Here is a 17,684-nt window from a genome sequence, read left to right as displayed (position 1 = left end):
AGATGCTGCTTGCCCTTGCCCTCGCCCTGCTCGCGCCTGTGCAGGCCGATGCCGTCCCCGATCCACTAGCGCCGGCCAAGGCGGGCCGGATCCGTTGCATCGACCCGGATCGCGGCGCGCGCACCTGCGGCACGATCGTACGCTATACGCTCCGCGGCGACGGGGCATTCGATGCGCTGGTAACCGGCGTCGTCAATCGCGATCCGCTGATCGTGATCGAATATTCGACGTTCGGGCAGGTCCGCGACGGCGCGGTTTGCAGCCGCATCCGTCCGGCGGACTTCAACGCGGGCAAGCTGACCAGCAGCGGCACGGCGCTCAGTCCGGCGCTGGAAACGAGCACGAGGCTCAAGCTGATGGAAGCGCTGCAGCCGCTCGCCGGCCATGAGCGCTGCTATCGCGATTCGGGCGCGGGCGAGGTTGCCGTCAACGTCACCATCGACGGCCTGTTGCGGCCGGAGATGAGCCAGACGGCGATCTGGGTGCTGCCCGAGGACGGTTACGCCCCCGGGCGCTGATACCAACCTGCACGGAGAAGAACCCATTCTCGTCCCCCACCCCGGCTTTCGCCGGGATGACGGGGAGAGGCTGGATGCGTCGGTAGCAATGCAGCCTGGTATGAGCCCGAGGATCAGGCGGCGACGGCAGCTTCCGCCAGCGCCGCCTTCACCGCCGCGAGCGCATCCGCGCCCTTGGCCCCGTCCGGACCGCCGCCCTGCGCCATGTCCGGACGGCCGCCGCCGCCCTGGCCGCCGAGCACCGCCACCGCGACCTTCACCAGATCGACCGCGCTGACGCCGATCCCGTCGCTGACGCCGACCGCGACCGAAGCGCGGCCTTCGTTCACCGCAACCAGCGCGACCACGCCGCTGCCGATCCGCGCCTTGGCCTCGTCGACCGCGCCGCGCAGCGCCTTGGCTTCCAGCCCGTCGAGCACCTGGCCGACGAAGGCGATGCCGTTCACCTGCTCCGGACCCGCCGGGGCAGCCCCTGCCCCGCCGCCGAGCGCCAGCGCCTTCTTGGCCTCGGCCAGCTCGCGCTCGAGCTTGCGGCGTTCCTCGACCAGGGCGGCAACGCGCGCGGGCACGTCGTCGGGCGCGGTCTTGAGCGCAGCCGCCGCTTCGCGCAGCCGCTCGTCGCGGGCGTTGAGCCACAGCCGCGCGCCTTCGCCGGTCAGCGCCTCGATACGGCGCACGCCCGACGAGACGGCGCTTTCCGAGATGATCTTGAAGATCGCGATGTCGCCCGTCGCGTTGACATGGGTGCCGCCGCACAGCTCGACCGAGTAGGACGCATCCTCGCCCAGCCCCATCGAGAGCACGCGGACTTCGTCGCCATATTTCTCGCCGAACAGCGCCATCGCGCCGGCGGCGATCGCGTCGTCCGGGGTCATCAGCCGCGTCTCGACGGTGCCGTTGTGGCGGATCTGCGCGTTCACGTCTGCCTCGATCTGGGCGATCTGCTCGGGGGTCAGCGCCGAGGGGTGCGAGAAATCGAAGCGCAGCCGCTCGGGCGCCACCAGGCTGCCCTTCTGGCTGACATGGGTGCCGAGCCGCTTGCGCAGCGCGGCGTGCAGCAGGTGCGTCGCCGAGTGGTTGGCGCGGACCTGATCGCGATGCGCGACATCCACCGAGAGGTGGACGGCGTCGCCCACGGCAACCTCGCCGCTCTCGATCTTGGCATGGTGCGCGTGCAGCCGGCCGAGCGGCTTGGACGTGTCATCCACCAGCGCGCGCAGCTTGTCGTTGCCGATCACGCCGACATCGCCCATCTGGCCGCCGCTCTCGCCATAGAAGGGCGTCTGGTTGGTGAGGATCGTCACCGTGTCGCCGGCAACCGCCTTCTCCACCCGCGCACCGTCCTTGACCAGCGCGACCACCTGGCCCTCGCCCTCGGTGCCGACATAGCCGGTGAATTCGGTGCTGCCGAGTTCGTCGGCGAGATCGTACCACAGCTCTTCCGAGGCCTTCTCGCCCGAGCCCTTCCAGGCGGCGCGGGCGGCGCGCTTCTGCTCGGCCATCGCTTCGTCGAAACCGGCGCGGTCGACGCCGATCTCGTGGGCGCGCAGCGCGTCCTCGGTCAGGTCATAGGGGAAGCCGAACGTGTCGTAGAGCTTGAACGCGGTCGCGCCCGGCAGCGTATCGCCGGCCTTCAGGCCCTGGGTCGCCTCGTCGAGCAGGCGCAGGCCGTTGGCGAGCGTCTGGCGGAAGCGGGTTTCCTCCTGGAGCAGCGTCGCCTCGATCAGCGGCTGCGCGCGGACCAGCTCGGGATAGGCAGCGCCCATCTCGGCGACCAGCGACGGCACCAGCCGGTGCATCAACGGATCCTTGGCGCCGAGCAGGTGCGCGTGGCGCATCGCGCGGCGCATGATACGGCGGAGCACATAGCCGCGGCCCTCATTCGCCGGCAGCACGCCGTCGGCGACGAGGAAGCCCGACGAGCGCAGGTGATCGGCGATGACACGGTGGCTGGCGGCCTGCTCGCCAGTGGCAGCCGTTGCGGTGAGTGCGGCGGACTGGTCGATCAGCGCCTTGAACGTGTCGATGTCGTAATTGTTGTGGACGCCCTGCAGCACGGCGGCGATGCGCTCCAGCCCCATGCCGGTGTCGATGCTCGGGCGCGGCAGGTCGCCGATGATCTGATCATTCTCCTGCACGAACTGCATGAAGACGAGGTTCCAGATCTCGACGAAGCGGTCGCCATCCTCCTCGGGCGAGCCCGGGGGGCCGCCATAGATATGCTCGCCGTGATCGTAGAAGATTTCCGAGCAGGGGCCGCACGGGCCGTCCGCACCCATCGCCCAGAAATTGTCCTTGGTCGGGATGCGGATGATCTTGTGATCGGGGAGGCCCGCGATCTTCTTCCACAGGTCGAACGCCTGGTCGTCGGTGTGGTATACCGTGACGGTCAGCTTCTCTGCGGGCAAGCCCCATTCCCTGGTGAGGAGCGTCCAGGCATGGGTGATCGCCTGCTCCTTGAAATAGTCGCCGAACGAGAAATTGCCGAGCATCTCGAAGAAGGTATGGTGCCGGGCGGTATAGCCGACATTGTCGAGATCGTTATGCTTGCCGCCCGCGCGCACGCATTTCTGGCTGCTGGTCGCGGTGCTGTAGGGGCGCGATTCGAGGCCGGTGAACACGTTCTTGAACGGCACCATGCCCGCATTCACGAACATCAGCGTGGGATCGTTGTGCGGCACCAGCGGCGCGCTGGGGACGCGGGCATGGCCCTGGCCCTCGAAATAGTCGAGAAACGAGCGGCGGATATCATTGGTCGACGTCATGCCCGCCGACTTAGGGGCGCACGGGCGTTCGCTCAAGCGAAACACGTCGATCAGGCTGATCGTTCCGCATTCGTCGATCAGCCCATCGGCTGGTCGATCGAGACCGGCGGGGTCGAAAACCATTTCGGCCCCGCCTCGGTCATGTGGAAGCAATCCTCCAGCCGCACGCCGAAGCTGCCGGGAATATAGATCCCCGGCTCGTTCGAGAAGCACATGCCCGGTGCCAGCGGCGTCTGCTCGCCCCGGACGAGATTGACGGGTTCGTGCCCGTCCAGCCCGATGCCATGCCCGGTGCGATGGGAAAGCCCTGGCAGCTTGTAGTCCGGCCCATAGCCGAGCGACGCATAATAGCCGCGCACCGCATCGTCGACACTGCCCGCCGGCGCCCCGAGCCTGGCGGCAGCAAATGCAACCTGCTGCCCTTTCGCCACCTGCTCCCACACCGTGCGCTGCCGGGCGCTCGCGCTGCCGTGCACGAAGGTGCGCGATACGTCGGACTGATAGCCGAGCACATTACAGCCGCAGTCCATCAGCACGATCGCGCCGTCGCTGACCGGCGACGGCGTCTTCGTCCCATGCGGATAGGCCGCGCCCTCGCCGACCAGCACCATGCTGAATTCGGGATCGCCGCCCAGCCTGCGGGTCGCCGCATCCATCAGCTGCGAGACGTCGCGCTGGCGCATCCCCTTCTCGACCCGCGCATGGACAAAGCGATAGGCTGCGATAGTGATATCGGTTGCGAGCTGCATCAGCGCGAGTTCGGCCGGGCTTTTCCGCATCCGGCATCCGCGCACGACCGAATTGGCCGAGGTGACGCGCAGTCCGTTCTTCTGCAGTCCGCCGACCGCGAAATAGCGAACCGTCTCCTCTATCCCCACCGGCAGCCGGGCGAGCTTCCGGTCGGCGAGAAAGCCTGCCACCGTTTTCAGGGGATCCGCATCCTCCTGCCACACCCGCACCTCGGCCGGAACAGCCAGCGTCTCGCGGGTGCGCGGTTCCTCGAAAAAGGGCGTGACGATGCACGGTTCGCCTTCCATCGGCAGAATGGCGGCGGTCAGCCGCTCGCTGCGGCCCCATTGGATGCCGGTGAAGTAGACGAGGCTCGCCCCCGGTTCGATCAGAACCGCGCCGATCCCGGCCGCCTTCATCAGCGCCTGCGCCTTGGCAAGCCGCGCGCGACGCTCCTCTGGCCCGATCGGACGGGCATTGGCGGTCAGGTCCTGCAGGCCGGACAGGTCAGGCTCGGCGGCGCGCACCACCGCCGGAAGCGTTAGCGCCGGCAGCGCCGCCATGGTGCCGAGCAGGCCCCGTCGTGTCGTCCGCCAAGCCCTCATCCCGCCCCCCTCAACGCCTGTTCGCCGACCGGACTAGGCCGAAGCGGCCCCCCTCGACAAGGCCCGGAGATGCCATCGGGCTTGACCCGAGCCGCACAATCCCCTTCCTTCGCGCGACGATTCTGCAGGGAGCGATAGTGGGCAAGAGACTAACCTGGTTCATCCTGGCGGCGCTGCTGCTGGGCGGGCTGATCGGCTGGGGACTGAATCTCGGCTATGGCGGAACGCCGGCAGGCAAGGCCACGCTGGAGTCGATCGCCTATGGCCTCGACATCCCGACCCAGATGTTTCTGCACCTCATCAAGATGATCATCGCGCCGCTGGTGGTCTCCACGCTGGTCGTCGGCATTGCCCATATGGGCGGCGGGGGCGCGATCGGACGCGTCGGGCTGAAGGCGTTCTTCTGGTTCGTCTGCGCCAGCCTCGTGTCGCTGACCCTCGGCCTGTTGCTCGTCAACCTGCTTCAGCCCGGCACCGGGCTGCATCTGCCGCTGCCGCCTGCCAACGCATCGAGCGGAGTCGACCGCTCGTCGTTCGATGCCGCCAAGTTCTTCACCCATATCGTGCCGACCAGCGCGATCGACGCGATGGCGAGCAACGACATCCTCCAGCTGGTGATCTTCTCGCTGTTCTTCGGCGTCGGCATGGCGGCGGTGGGCGACAAGGCCAAGCCGCTGCTGCGCGGGCTGGAGGCGCTGGTATCGGTGATGTTGACGGTCACCGGCTATGTCATGCTGTTCGCGCCGGTCGCGGTGTTCTGCGCCGTCGCCCGCACGCTCGCCACCAAGGGGCTCGGCGTCGTCGGCGACCTCGCCTTCTTCATGGGCAGCTTCTATATCGGCCTGGCCGCGCTGTGGGCGGTGCTGCTCGGAGCCTGCTTCCTGGTGATCGGGCCGCGCACCGGCCTCTTGTTCCGCTATCTGCGCGATCCGATCCTGCTCGGCTTCTCGACCGCCTCGTCCGAAGCGGCCTATCCGCGCACGCTGGATGCACTCGACCGGTTCGGCGTGCCGCCACGCATCGCCAGCTTCGTGCTGCCGCTCGGCTATTCGTTCAACCTCGACGGCTCGATGATGTACATGACCTTCGCGTCGATCTTCATCGCGCAGGCCTATGGCATCCATCTCGACTGGGCGACGATGATCCAGATGCTGCTGATCCTGATGGTCACCAGCAAGGGCATTGCCGGGGTGCCGCGCGCCAGCCTGGTGGTGATCACCGGCACGCTGGCGCATTTCAATATCCCGGAAGCGGGCGTGCTGCTGATCCTCGCGGTCGACCACTTCCTCGACATGGGTCGCACCGCCACCAACGTGATCGGCAATGCCGTCGCCGCCGCGGTGGTGGCGCGCTGGGAAGGCAAGCTCGACGATCCCGACGAGGCCGAGCCGGACGTGCGGCCGCTGCCCGCCGGGGGACCGCACGATGCCGACAAGTTCGAGGATTATGCCGGCGGCTGAGCATCGCCCCCGGCCCAAAGCGAAAGGACAGGAGGCTGACCCGCCGCGACGACGCGGCGGGGCCACATCACGCCATCTCGCTCCAAGCTTCACGCATAGGCATAGGGCCCGCCCGCAGCCAATGCGCGCTGATAGGCCGGACGCGCATGGATGGTTTGCAGGAAGGCCGCGATGTGCGGGCGGCCTTCCAGGATGCCGGCACGCTTCACCGCGGCCTCGAGCGGGAAGCTCATCATGACGTCCGCCGCCGTGAATGCGTCGCCGGCAAACCACGGCCGACTGGCCAGTTCCGCTTCGACATAGTCAAAATGCACCTCGGCCATCGGCCGAAACTTCTTGAGGCCCATCTTGCCGAACAACGGCACGCGGGCCAGCACCAGCATCACCAAGAGCGGCGGCATCAGCGAGCCTTCGGCATAATGCAGGAAGTGGCGGTAGCGCAGCGCATCCGTCCGGTGCGCGGGCGCCCCCAGCCGACCATCCGCCTGTTCGACCAGATAGGCGAGAATAGCGCCGGTTTCGGCAACGACGGTGCCGTTATCCTCGATCACCGGCGACTTGCCGAGGGGGTGGACCTGCTTCAACGCCGGCGGGGCGAGCATCGTCGCCTTGTCCCGTGCATATCGCTTGACCTCGTAAGGGAGGCCGAGTTCCTCGAGCAGCCACAGCACCCGCTGCGAACGCGAATTTTCCAGATGGTGCACGATAATCGTCATGGAGCCTCTCCGATCGGGGCACAGGGAACCGTCGCCATGCAGCTAGCGCGACGGCCGGTCCCGCTCAACGGCGAACGGGACAAGCAGTTGCCGGTCCGCCGCGCCCAGCCGCATCCAGGGCTGTAGACTTATAAGATTTGGAATGGCCGAAAGCGCCCAGTTGCGGTCAAACCGGGTTCGGCTAGTTTGTCGGGATGAACGAGGGGTACAAGTCGGGCGGCACAATCGGTGGCAAGTGGGGCTGCGCCTTAGCAGCGATAGTAGGCGTGCCCATCCTCGGATTTGTTATCTTATTGAGCGCATTGGGCGATTGCGCTCCGGACGTATCCTGCCGCCACGATCTGGATTGGCTTTTGATCTTGGCCGCGTTGGCTGATCTTGGCCGCGTTGGCAACCGCCGCGGTTGTTGGCTTCACATCCCGCGCGCTTATCAACGCTGCAATTCGGCGCTGGACCAACGGCAGCTGACCACCATTTTCAGACATTCAGGCGCGCGGTCGAACGCGCCTGTTTATGAAGTCAGCGGCAAGCTCTGACACCGCTATGGCGCTACCTGCGCCAACAGCCGCGCGATGCCCGCCACCGCCGCCTGCTCGTCGAGCGTCGGGGCATGACCCACATGCTGCACCGTCACCAATTCTGCGCCCGGCGCACGCGCGATCATCTTGTCGGCGGTGTCGGCGCGCAGAATGTCCGACCGTTCCCCGCGCACCACCAGCAATGGCCGGCCGGCGAGCGCATCGATCGTCGGCCACATGTCCGGCCCGGCCTCGTTGCCCGGCACGCGGAACGGCTCGGCAATCTTCATGTCGTAATCGAGGACGATGCGGCCCTGGCTGTTCACCCGGTGCAGCCGCTTGGCCATCGCGAGCCAGTCTTCGATACGATAGTCGGGATAGACATCGGCATTCGCTTCCGCCACGCCACGTGCCGCGTGCATCCATGTGGGATACCAGACCTGCTTGCCGACATAGGTGCGGATGCGCGCCAGCCCGGCCGGGTTCAGTTCCGGGCCCACGTCGTTCAGCACGGCACCGGCCAGCTTCTCCCCATCGGTCGCCGCCAGCAGCATCGTCACGATACCCCCCAGCGACGTGCCGACCGCAACGAACCTTTCGATCTTCAGATCGGCGAGCAGCGCTTCCACGTCCTGCAAATAGACGAGCGGCGCATAGCTCATCGGATCCTTGGCATAGGCGCTTTCGCCCCGGCCGCGAAACTCCACGCAGAGTATGCGCCATTCGCCGGAGAAGCGTTCGGCCAGGTCGGCGAAATCGCGCGCGTTGCGGGTAAGGCCGGGCAAACAGAGGATCGGCGGGCGATCCTCCCGGCCCGGATAGTCGCGATAATGCAGCCGCAGGCCGTCTTTCGACCACCAATAGCCATCGGAATAGTTGCGCCGATCACCCATCGTCCCCCATATCGCCGCATGGCCTTCGCTCCGCAACAGGCGATCCTCAGCCTTGGGGATGGCTTTTTCGATCCGGTGAAACCGGCGCACTTCCCCCAGGCGATCCTGCGATTCCGCAACGATCGTGCCGCCGCCACGGTGGGACTGGACGGGCTGCGGGATGCCGAATGGATCGCCCATTTCGGCCGGTTCGACCCGTTGCCCGGCAGCCTGCCGGAGCCGCTGGCGCTTCGCTATCACGGGCACCAGTTCCGCGTGTACAACCCCGAAATCGGCGATGGCCGCGGCTTCCTGTTCGCGCAGATGACCGACGATGCCGGCCGACTGATGGACCTGGGCACCAAGGGCTCCGGCCAGACACCCTATAGCCGTTTCGGCGACGGGCGACTGACGCTGAAGGGCGGGGTCCGCGAAATCCTGGCAACCGAGATGCTGGAAGCGCTGGGCGTCGAAACCTCGCGAAGCTTTTCGCTGATCGAAACCGGCGAAGCACTGCATCGCGGCGACGAGCCCTCGCCCACCCGTTCTTCGGTGCTTGTCCGGCTCAGCCACAGCCATATCCGCATCGGCGCGTTCCAGCGACTTGCCGCCTTCGAGAATCTGGAGGGACTGCGAAAGCTGACGGCCTACACGCTCCACCATTATTTCGGCGAGCAAGACGGCCCGGATGCACCGGCACGCCTGCTGGCGCGCGTCGTCGCGCGCACGGCGCGGATGGCGGGGCGGTTCATGGCGGCAGGCTTCGTCCATGGCGTGCTGAACAGCGACAACATCAACGTCACGGGCGAAAGCTTCGATTATGGCCCCTGGCGCTTCACGCCGAGCTGGGCACCGCATTTCATCGCCGCCTATTTCGACCAGACCGGCCTATATGCCTATGGCCGCCAGGCCGAAGCGATCTACTGGGATGTTATGCAGCTCGCGATTTCGCTGCGACTGATCGCGGAGGAAGCGCCCCTGATCGAAGCGCTGGAAGGCTTTGCCGAAGCCTTTCACCGCGAACAGGCGCAGGCGATGCTATGGCGTCTGGGCGTATGCCCCCGCGACGATGCGAGCGATCGTGCGCTTGCCCAGGCGCTGGAGCAGGCGCTTCACCAAAGCGGCACATTGCTGCACCAATTCTACTTCGACGCCTTTGGCGGCGCGGTGCCCGATAGCTATGACAGCGTTTTCGATCCGGTCCGCCGTCATCTGGCACGCTATCGCGCGCGCAAGGACCGGGGGGCCGATCGCTATTGGCAGGGCGCGCCCGAAGCGATGCTGATCGACGAGGTCGAAGCGATCTGGTCTGCAATTGCAGATCGCGACGACTGGGCGCCGCTCTACGCCAAGATCGCCGCCGTCCGCGCGATGGGCGCGGCTCTGGCCTAGCGACCGGCTTTCGGGCAAAAGCGCGATCCTGCGCTTGCGCTCCACAACGAAACCAGAAGGCCCATGCCCGAGCAGGAACTCCTTTCCACCGAGCCCGCCACCGGCACGCTGCTGTGGCGCCATCCCGTTGGCGACGCCGATCGCGAAGTCGCAATTGCGCGGGCGCATTGGGCCGCATGGGCGTCCCGGCCGCTGGAAGAGCGGGTGGAGGCGCTACGCCGCTTCGCCGCGGTGGTGCGCGAGCGGGCGGAAGCCTTTGCCGACCTGATTGCCCGCGAAACCGGCAAGCCGCTGTGGGAAGCGCGCACCGAAGTGGACACCGTAATCGGCAAGGTCGCCATTTCGATCGCGAGCCAGGCAGAGCGCGCCGGCCAGCGCCAGATCGACGCCCCGGCAAACACGCGCCTGGCGCTGCGGCACAAGCCGCATGGTGTGCTCGCGGTGCTGGGGCCCTACAACTTCCCCGCCCATCTGCCGAACGGCCATATCGTGCCTGCGCTGCTCGCCGGGAACGCGGTGGTGTTCAAGCCGTCGGAAAAAACACCGGCGGCGGGCGCATTCCTGGTCGATTGCTATCGCGCGGCAGGCATTCCGGAAGGCTGCGTACGGCTGCTGATCGGCGGGGCGGACGCAGGCAAGGCGCTGGCGGGGCATCCGGGCATCGACGGGCTCTTGTTCACCGGCTCCGCCGGGACCGGCATCGCGCTCAACCGCCAGTTCGCCGAACATCCCGAGAAGATTCTCGCCCTGGAAATGGGCGGGAACAACCCGATTCTGGTATGGGACACGCAGGCGCTTTCTTCTGCTGCGGCGCTGGTGGTGCAATCCGCCTTCACGTCCGCCGGGCAGCGCTGCACCGCCGCGCGGCGGCTGATCGTGGACGAGGCGCTGTTCGAACCGCTGATGGCGGAACTCGACACGCTGATCGGGCGGATCATCGTCGGCGCGCCGCATGACGATCCGCAACCCTTCATGGGACCGGTGATCGACAATCAAGCCGCGGACATGCTGATCGACGCCGCCGGGAAGCTGGTCGCCCTCGGCGGACGCGCGCTGCGGCCGCTGACCCGGCCGATCGAAGGCCGCCCGTTCCTGACGCCCGCGGTGATCGACATGACCGATGCGCACGAAAAGGTGGACGCCGAGCTGTTCGGGCCGGTGTTGCAGGTGTTTCGCAAGGCCGACTTCGATGCCGCGATCAAAGAAGCGAACGACACCCGCTACGGCCTTTCCGCCAGCCTGATCAGCGACAATCCCGCCTTGTACGACCGTTTCTGGGCAGAAATCCGCGCCGGCATCGTCAATTGGAACAAGCCTACCAACGGGGCCTCCTCGGCAGCGCCGTTCGGGGGCGTCGGCTGGTCCGGCAACCATCGCCCAAGTGCTTTCTATGCCTCCGATTACTGTGCCTATCCGGTCGTTTCATCGGAAGCCGAGCAGGTGCAGGCCATGATGGGGATCGGGCTTCGCAACGACTAAAGGGGCGCTCGGCCGGGTCGTCTTAGGGATTTCCCAACCTATCGGCTTAACCCCCTTTTAGCCGCGCGCCATCATGGTACCCGGCCACGGACGGGGAGATATGATGGAATTGGTGCAGACGTCCGCGACGGTGTTCAGCCTCATCGCCGACCTGCCGGCCCCGCCGGGAAGCGGCACCCGGGCTGATGCCCTGCTGGATCCGGTAACGCTTGCCGGTACGAACGGCACGGTCGACGCTGGCCTGCAGTGGATCGGCCCCTGCGGCGCGAAATTGCGCTGCACCGCGCAGCCGGCCGCGGATGCGCGGGCAAGCCTTTTCCTGGAAGGCATGGATCCGATCGCTTCCCGTATCCTGTGGTGCGAAGGCGATGCCATCGGGCTCGCGTTCGATGCGCGGGTGGATATTCTCGGGCTGGTTGCGCGCAACCTTGCCCGCGCGACGGCGGGCGATCGGCGCCTTCCCCGCATCGAGCTGCGGCGGACCGTCGGCGTCCATTGCAACGGGACAATCCAACAGCTCGCCATGCACAATATCTCGCAAGGCGGCATCGGCCTGGACGCCGGAATGCTCGTCGCAGATGCCAAGGTGGGCCTTACCTTCGATGGGTTGCGTCCGCTCGACGGCACGGTGCGCTGGGTGCGCGGAAACGCCGCCGGCATCGCCTTTGTCGAGGAACTGGGCTGGCAGACACTGTTCCCCTGGCTGCGCGGGCTGCAACATATGCCGCAGCCCGCGCGATCACGCTCGATCCTGGGGGGGCTGCTTCGCGATAGCTTGGCGCTGCGGCTCGATTCGCCGGGCCGTGTCCGCGAAGGCGTGCGCTGGTGGAATTGCCGGGTTCATGCCGTGACCGCCCGCCAGGTGGAATTCGAGGCCGCGCATGGATTCAGCCCCGGCGCGTCACTGTGGGTAGCGCTGCCGGAAATCGGCGGCGGACCCGTGCGCGTGGTGCGGACCAGCCAGGGGCGCACCCTTGCTGAATTCCGGATGCCACTGCGCGATCAGGACTTGCGAACGCTCGCCGCAACGATCCCGGCGGATTGAAGCCGCTTGCATCGCCGTGCACCTGCCGCCAAGCGGGTGGGATGGCGCTGCTCCCTATAGTCGAAGCCCAGACGCGACTGCTTGCACTTGCCGGTCGCACGCCCGTCGAGCGCGCAGCGCTGGCCCAGGCGGCCGGGCGCTGGGCGGCCGCACCGATCGTCGCGCGACGCACACAGCCTGCCTCCGATCTATCGGCGATGGACGGCTATGCCATCCGGTTCGATGATCTGCCCGGCCCGTGGAAGGTGATCGGCGAAAGCGCGGCCGGCGCCGCCTTTCCCGGCAGCGTCGCGCCGGGCGAAGCGGTGCGGATCTTCACCGGTGCGCCCCTGCCGGCCGGCGCCGACTGCGTGCTGGTGCAGGAGGAAGCCGACCGCGAGGGCGATGCGCTGCACCTCCAGGGCGACGGGCCGGCGCATCGCGGCCGCAACGTCCGTCGGCGCGGGCTCGACTTTGCCGAAGGGGACATCCTGATCGCGGCCGGCGAGCGGATCACGCCTGCACGGCTGGCGCTGGCCGCAGTCGCGGGCCATGCCGAACTGGCGGTGCATCGCCCGGTCCGGGTGGCGATCGCCGCAACCGGCGACGAACTGGTTCCTCCCGGCGCCCGCATCGGGCCGGCCCAGCTCCCGGAATCCAACCGCGCGATGTTGGCGGCGCAGATCGCCGACCTGCCGATCGAACTGATCGACCTTGGGATCCTGCCCGATCGGATCGACGCGCTTAGCCAAGCCTTCTCGGCGGTGGACGCGGATCTCCTCGTCACCAGCGGCGGCGCATCCGTTGGCGATCACGATCTCGTGCGTCCGGCGCTCGAAGCCGCGGGTGCGGTGATCGACTTCTGGCGGATCGCGCTGCGCCCGGGCAAACCGATGATGGCAGGCCGGCGCGACGCGATGATGGTGATAGGCCTGCCGGGCAACCCGGTATCGGTCTTCGTCACGACGCTGCTGTTCGTCCGTCCGCTGATCGCCGCCTGGGCCGGGGCTGCCGATCCATTCCCACCCGGGCAAACCGCGGTGCTGGGGGAGATGTTGCCCGCGAACGGCGATCGCACCGACTATCTGCGCGCCGCACTGGTCGACGGCAAGGTCTTCGCTTCGACCGTACAGGACAGTTCGATGCTGCGGACGCTCGCGCGGAGCAATTGCCTGATCATCCGCGAGCCCCATGCCCCACCGGCGGAAAGCGGTGAAATGGTGGAAATTCTCAACATCGCTTGACACCGGTTCGGAACATTGCATAAACGTTCGCAGTCTGTTCTAGACCCGGAGGATTGGATGCTCACGCGCAAGCAGCACGAGCTGATCTGCTTCATTGCCGACCGCCTCGCCGAAACCGGCGTGTCGCCCTCGTTCGAGGAAATGAAGGAAGCGCTCGATCTCAAGTCGAAGTCGGGCGTGCACCGGCTGATCAGCGCGCTGGAAGAACGCGAGTTCATCCGCCGCCTCCCCAACCGCGCCCGCGCGCTGGAAGTGCTGCGGATGCCGGAACGCGGCGAGCGCAAGACCGTTGCGAAGGCCGCCAAGCCGGCCACGGGCGCCACCACCCCGCCGGCTCCGGCGAACGACGTGGTCGAAATCCCGCTGCACGGCCGGATCGCGGCCGGTACGCCGATCGAAGCGCTCGAAGGCTCGACGATGCTGCCGGTGCCCGCCGCACTGCTGGGCGCTGGCGAGCATTATGCGCTGGAAGTGGCCGGCGACTCGATGGTCGAAGCAGGCATTCTCGACGGGGATTACGCGCTGATACGCCGCACCGAGACCGCGCGTGACGGAGAAATCATTGTCGCGTTGATCGACGATGCCGAAGCGACGCTGAAATATTTCCGCAAGGAAGGCGCGATGATCCGGCTGGATCCCGCCAATCGCGACTATTCACCCCAGCGCTATCGGCCGGATCAGGTGCGTGTACAGGGCCGGCTGTCCGGGCTGTTGCGGCGGTATTGAAGGCCGGTCAGGCGCTCTGCTTGACCGCGTCGTAATAGGTGTTTGCGCCTTCGTCCTCCAAATGGCGGACAAGGTGCAAGCCGAACGCCGCAAGCATCCGGGCATAGGCGGGAGCGCCGAGCGATTGGGAACAACGCCCTGTCAGGCTATCGTTCCAGGTGCAGGCCTGTAGCGGCGCGCTGAACAACAGCCGCCCGCCGGGGTGCAATGCGGCCGCGGTCTTTTCCAGAACCTGCCATTGCTGGTCCGCATCGAGCAGGAACAACAGACCTATCGCAATGGCTCCGTCAAAGCGGCGGCCGAAGAACCGGCTGTCCTGGGCCGCCTCGCAAGCGCACGGCATGGCGGGAAATTGCCGTGCAAAGGCCCGAAGGAGGCGCGGCGAGGCGTCGATGCCGAACACGGTGAAGCCGTCGTCTATAAGCGCGCGTGCGATCGGCACCCCAGAACCGCACCCTATGTCGACGATCTCTGCTCCCGGTGACAGGGTTTCGCGTGCCCAGTTCCGCACCAGAGCCGCCCCGATGTTCGATCGGGCTGCGACAAATGCCTCGGCAATAGCATCCCATCCTTCGGACGGATCGACGTTCACGCTATCGCGCCGACCATATGCGCGTGGCAGGGCTCATTTCCCGTTTTCGCGCTTCAACTCGGCCTCGAAATCGGCCTGCGCCGCATCCACCCGCCGCGCCAGTTCGCCGGGATCGACGAACGCCTCGGCATCGCCCGCGAGTTGCTTGGCGCGCTTGGCGGCAAGGTCGAACTGCTCCGCATGAAAGCTAAGGAACACATCCGCCTGCGTCGCACGGAGCTTGGCGAAGGTCGCGCGGAAATCGGACGGAGCCGCGTCATAGCCATGGCCCGGCGTCAGCGGCTGGTCGGCGACGCTCATGCTACAGGCGAACAACACGGTCAGGCTGTCACCGCCGGAGGGCACCTGCATCGTGAAACTGGTACAGCCCTTGGTATGGCCCGGCGTAAGATGCGCGACCAGCGTATTGGTGCCGAAGTGAATTTCTTCCCCGTCCTTCAGCACGCCGTCTACCTTCACGGGCGGCGCGCTGCTGGTGATGTCCGGGCGATAGTCGGACCGACCGGCCTCCAGCGCCGGCGTGTCGGCCGCGCTGGCCAGCAGCCGCGCCCCCGTTCGACGCTTCAGTTCGGCAAGGCCGCCGGCATGGTCCCAATGCGCGTGGTTGATCAGCAGGATCTTCACGTCCGCCAGCTTGAACCCCAGCTTCTCGATATTGGCGGCGATCAGCGGCGCGCTTTCCGCCATGCCGCCATCGATCAGGATATGCCCCTGCGGACTGGTGATCAGATAGGCTGCAATGCCCGCCGTCCCGACATAATGAACGTTCCCCAGGATTCGGAACGGCGCCATGGGCTGGTTCCACTCGGCGCGCACCTTTGCCCAGTCCGTCTGTTGCGCCGATGCCGAAGGCGCCAAGGCAAGTGCTGCAGCAGACACGAGAATCCGGAACATCATGGCTCTCCCTTTCCGCGTTCGAATGGGGGCTGAACCGTCGGCGGGTCAAGCCATGGATGCTGGGCACCGGTTTCGACCGTGCGGATCCCCCGCCCCGCGAAGGAAATGGCGACGCCGCCCGTTTGGGCCAGCGCCGCCCGGTCGAGCAACAGCCAGCGCGGACGGCAGCCCCGGGGCAGGCGGCGCTCGCTGACCATGATGTCGCTCGACGCGCAGGTCGCGACCAGCGCGCGCCAGCCGATCGTGTAGCCGCTCCGCGTCGCCGCGATCCGCCAGCTGCGCCCGCCACCTGCGACATCGGCGACGCAGAGATCGGGGCTGCACCGCGCCTCGTTCCGCTCGGCAAGCGAGGCCAGCGCATCCGGTTCAATGCCCCCCATTTCGCTGATCGACGCGCGGGTGAAGTCCTTCGTGCGATCGCGCAGCAGCGCGAAGCTGCCATCGGGCACCCGCAGCGCCAGGTGGCGCCCGTCGCCGGTGATCAGCAGATCCGGCGCGGGGGCGAGCGCGGCCCAAACGAGCCCCGCCACCACCGGGATCATCCCGATCAGCCGCACGCGCGTGCGCCACAGCGCGATCCAAAGCCCGCCGAATGCGATCCACCCGAACGCCCCGCCGGGCATCACCGGCAATGCAGCAACCGAACCCGGGGCATCGGCCACCATATGGGCGATCCACAACAGCAGCGCGAGCGCCTTGCCCGCCAGCCACCATGCCGGGCCGCCCAGCCCCAGCAGATCGAGCAGCAAGGCAAGCGCCTCCAGCGGCATGACGACGAACGTCGTCAGCGGGATCGCGATGATGTTCGCCATCGCCCCGTACAGCCCGGCCTTGTGGAAATGAAACAGCCCGATCGGCATCAGCGTGAGCTCCACCACCAGACCGGTGAGCAACAGCGAGCCCAGATTGCGGGCGAGCCGGCGCCACCACGCTTCCTCACGCCGTTCGAACCAGCGCCGAAGCCTGGGGTTTTCGTGAAGCGCGACGATCGCCGCCACCGCCGCAAAGCTCAGCTGGAAGCTCGCGCCCGCCAAGGCTTCGGGCCATAGCAGCAGGACGATCACCGCCCCGGCGGCCACCAGCCGCAATGTCAGCGCCTCGCGTCCCAGCATCAACGCCATCAGCACCAGCAATGCGGCCACGCAGGAACGGATCGTCGGCACCTGCGCGCCGGTGAGCCAAGTGTAGCCGATCGCTGCGATCGCGCCGGCACCGGCCGCTACCAGCGGCAGCCGAAAGCGTAACGCCAGCGTGGGGCTGAGCGCGAGCAGACGCAGCACGATCAGCATCGCCGCGCCGGTAACGGCGGTGACGTGCAGGCCGCTCACCGAAAGGAGATGGGCCAGGCCGGCTCGGCGCATCGCTTCCGCGTCCGCCTCGTCGATCGCGCCTTCGTCGCCGGTGGCGAGCGCGCTGGCGATTCCGCCGGCACTGCCCGGCAGATGCGCCTGGATGTGCGTCGACAGGGCCGCGCGAAGCCCCTGCCCGCTCGACGATCCGGGGGAACGCACCGTCACCGGCCCAAGCGCCTTGCCGGTCGCGCCGATCCCGCCGAACCAGGCGACGCGGCGGAAATCATAGGCGCCCGGCAGCGCAGGCGCCGGCGGCGGCACCAGCCGCGCCCGCACCGCAACCCGCGCCCCGGCCGCCAGCCCCGCGGGCAGATCGGTCGAATCGACATTCACCCGCACCCGCGGCGGCAGATCGGCGCGGGCGATCGGCGCAAGCACCAACCGGGTGAACCCGCGTGCCGCGAACGCATCCGCCTGCACCACGACGCCTTCGAACGATGCCACCGCCGGCCGCGCCAGCACCGGCGCAGACACCCTTTCCGCACGCAGCCAGATCGCCGCACAGCCCAGCGCCATCGCCAGCCCGCCCAGCAGCAGCACCCGTCCCAGCCGCCCGTGCAGCGCCCCCCCCGCAGCCGCGATGCCCAGTGCGATGCACAGAAACGCCGCCCACTGCGCCGGCCCCGCCAAGGCGAACCACGCGGCAATCCCCGACCCGAAGGCGACCGGCAGCCACAGGAGGATCTGGCCGCGTTCGGCCTCCAGCCACGTCTCCAGCACGCGCTGCCCTTTGGGGAAGCGTTTCGCCGCTCCCATTTGAAGGGCGCGGAACCCCGTGCTAGGGGCCTCGGCGGC

Annotated in this window: 15 protein-coding genes; 8 read left to right on the top strand and 7 right to left on the bottom strand. The window is 67.4% G+C overall.

Annotation, left to right across the window (positions count from 1 at the left end; all coding sequences use genetic code 11):
• Positions 1–2: 2 nt before the first annotated feature.
• Positions 3–518, top strand: a complete 516-nt coding sequence (locus DD559_RS07070; protein ID WP_116468565.1) for a hypothetical protein — start codon at positions 3–5, stop codon at positions 516–518.
• Between the two features lie 113 nt (positions 519–631).
• Here DD559_RS07070 and alaS read toward each other — a convergent pair whose 3' ends face one another.
• Positions 632–3,283: an alanine--tRNA ligase gene (gene alaS, locus DD559_RS07065; RefSeq protein ID WP_116470767.1), complete on the bottom strand. Its 2,652-nt coding sequence runs from the start codon at positions 3,281–3,283 to the stop codon at positions 632–634.
• Between the two features lie 77 nt (positions 3,284–3,360).
• Positions 3,361–4,617, bottom strand: coding sequence for a M24 family metallopeptidase (locus tag DD559_RS07060; RefSeq protein WP_438270398.1), 1,257 nt, complete (start codon positions 4,615–4,617; stop codon positions 3,361–3,363).
• A gap of 137 nt (positions 4,618–4,754) precedes the next feature.
• Here DD559_RS07060 and DD559_RS07055 point away from each other — a divergent pair, with 137 nt between their 5' ends.
• Positions 4,755–6,077, top strand: a complete 1,323-nt coding sequence (locus DD559_RS07055; protein ID WP_116468563.1) for a dicarboxylate/amino acid:cation symporter — start codon at positions 4,755–4,757, stop codon at positions 6,075–6,077.
• 89 nt (positions 6,078–6,166) lie between these two features.
• Here DD559_RS07055 and DD559_RS07050 read toward each other — a convergent pair whose 3' ends face one another.
• Positions 6,167–6,793, bottom strand: a complete 627-nt coding sequence (locus DD559_RS07050) for a glutathione S-transferase family protein (protein ID WP_116468562.1) — start codon at positions 6,791–6,793, stop codon at positions 6,167–6,169.
• Between the two features lie 194 nt (positions 6,794–6,987).
• On the opposite strand from DD559_RS07050, the gene DD559_RS19610 reads away from it, so the two are divergent.
• Positions 6,988–7,329: a hypothetical protein gene (locus tag DD559_RS19610; protein ID WP_133243791.1), complete on the top strand. Its 342-nt coding sequence runs from the start codon at positions 6,988–6,990 to the stop codon at positions 7,327–7,329.
• Positions 7,330–7,334: 5 nt separating this feature from the next.
• Here DD559_RS19610 and DD559_RS07045 read toward each other — a convergent pair whose 3' ends face one another.
• Positions 7,335–8,204, bottom strand: a complete 870-nt coding sequence (locus DD559_RS07045) for an alpha/beta fold hydrolase (RefSeq protein ID WP_116470766.1) — start codon at positions 8,202–8,204, stop codon at positions 7,335–7,337.
• A gap of 18 nt (positions 8,205–8,222) precedes the next feature.
• On the opposite strand from DD559_RS07045, the gene DD559_RS07040 reads away from it, so the two are divergent.
• From DD559_RS07040 to lexA, 5 genes are all read left to right on the top strand, one after another.
• A complete protein-coding gene (locus tag DD559_RS07040) occupies positions 8,223–9,575 on the top strand; it encodes a protein adenylyltransferase SelO family protein (protein WP_116468561.1) in 1,353 nt (450 codons plus the stop codon).
• A gap of 63 nt (positions 9,576–9,638) precedes the next feature.
• Positions 9,639–11,054 carry a succinylglutamate-semialdehyde dehydrogenase gene (astD, locus tag DD559_RS07035; protein WP_116468560.1) on the top strand — a complete coding sequence of 472 codons (1,416 nt, stop codon included), beginning with the start codon at positions 9,639–9,641 and terminating at the stop codon, positions 11,052–11,054.
• 100 nt (positions 11,055–11,154) lie between these two features.
• Positions 11,155–12,099: a PilZ domain-containing protein gene (locus tag DD559_RS07030; protein WP_116468559.1), complete on the top strand. Its 945-nt coding sequence runs from the start codon at positions 11,155–11,157 to the stop codon at positions 12,097–12,099.
• A gap of 41 nt (positions 12,100–12,140) precedes the next feature.
• On the top strand, positions 12,141–13,322 hold the full coding sequence (locus tag DD559_RS07025; RefSeq protein ID WP_116468558.1) for a molybdopterin molybdotransferase MoeA: 1,182 nt from the start codon (positions 12,141–12,143) through the stop codon (positions 13,320–13,322).
• Between the two features lie 57 nt (positions 13,323–13,379).
• Complete coding sequence (gene lexA, locus DD559_RS07020) at positions 13,380–14,048, top strand: transcriptional repressor LexA (protein ID WP_116468557.1); 669 nt, start codon at positions 13,380–13,382, stop codon at positions 14,046–14,048.
• Positions 14,049–14,055: 7 nt separating this feature from the next.
• Here the strand turns inward: lexA and DD559_RS07015 are convergent, their stop codons facing one another.
• From DD559_RS07015 to DD559_RS07005, 3 genes are read right to left on the bottom strand one after another with little or no spacing between them, the layout of a single operon-like run.
• Positions 14,056–14,640, bottom strand: a complete 585-nt coding sequence (locus DD559_RS07015) for a class I SAM-dependent methyltransferase (RefSeq protein ID WP_116468556.1) — start codon at positions 14,638–14,640, stop codon at positions 14,056–14,058.
• A gap of 33 nt (positions 14,641–14,673) precedes the next feature.
• Positions 14,674–15,537, bottom strand: a complete 864-nt coding sequence (gene bla / locus DD559_RS07010) for a subclass B3 metallo-beta-lactamase (RefSeq protein WP_438270397.1) — start codon at positions 15,535–15,537, stop codon at positions 14,674–14,676.
• Positions 15,534–17,645, bottom strand: coding sequence for a ComEC/Rec2 family competence protein (locus DD559_RS07005; protein WP_206364467.1), 2,112 nt, complete (start codon positions 17,643–17,645; stop codon positions 15,534–15,536). Before DD559_RS07005 ends, bla begins: the two co-directional genes overlap by 4 nt.
• Positions 17,646–17,684: the final 39 nt, after the last annotated feature.

The organism is Sphingomonas pokkalii, assembly GCF_003096275.1.
Taxonomy (GTDB): domain Bacteria; phylum Pseudomonadota; class Alphaproteobacteria; order Sphingomonadales; family Sphingomonadaceae; genus Sphingomonas; species Sphingomonas pokkalii.
Note: the sequence above shows the minus strand (reverse complement) of the source record. Positions and strands in the feature narration are given on the sequence as shown.

Coding starts and splice junctions, on each gene's coding strand:
- DD559_RS07070 (WP_116468565.1), top strand. CDS start 3: ATGCTGCTTGCCCTTGCCCTCGCCCTGCTCGCGCCTGTGCAGGCCGAT.
- alaS (WP_116470767.1), bottom strand. CDS start 3,283: ATGACGTCGACCAATGATATCCGCCGCTCGTTTCTCGACTATTTCGAG.
- DD559_RS07060 (WP_438270398.1), bottom strand. CDS start 4,617: ATGAGGGCTTGGCGGACGACACGACGGGGCCTGCTCGGCACCATGGCG.
- DD559_RS07050 (WP_116468562.1), bottom strand. CDS start 6,793: ATGACGATTATCGTGCACCATCTGGAAAATTCGCGTTCGCAGCGGGTG.
- DD559_RS19610 (WP_133243791.1), top strand. CDS start 6,988: ATGAACGAGGGGTACAAGTCGGGCGGCACAATCGGTGGCAAGTGGGGC.
- DD559_RS07045 (WP_116470766.1), bottom strand. CDS start 8,204: ATGGGTGATCGGCGCAACTATTCCGATGGCTATTGGTGGTCGAAAGAC.
- DD559_RS07040 (WP_116468561.1), top strand. CDS start 8,223: ATGGCCTTCGCTCCGCAACAGGCGATCCTCAGCCTTGGGGATGGCTTT.
- astD (WP_116468560.1), top strand. CDS start 9,639: ATGCCCGAGCAGGAACTCCTTTCCACCGAGCCCGCCACCGGCACGCTG.
- DD559_RS07030 (WP_116468559.1), top strand. CDS start 11,155: ATGATGGAATTGGTGCAGACGTCCGCGACGGTGTTCAGCCTCATCGCC.
- DD559_RS07025 (WP_116468558.1), top strand. CDS start 12,141: ATGGCGCTGCTCCCTATAGTCGAAGCCCAGACGCGACTGCTTGCACTT.
- lexA (WP_116468557.1), top strand. CDS start 13,380: ATGCTCACGCGCAAGCAGCACGAGCTGATCTGCTTCATTGCCGACCGC.
- bla (WP_438270397.1), bottom strand. CDS start 15,537: ATGATGTTCCGGATTCTCGTGTCTGCTGCAGCACTTGCCTTGGCGCCT.
- DD559_RS07005 (WP_206364467.1), bottom strand. CDS start 17,645: ATGGGAGCGGCGAAACGCTTCCCCAAAGGGCAGCGCGTGCTGGAGACG.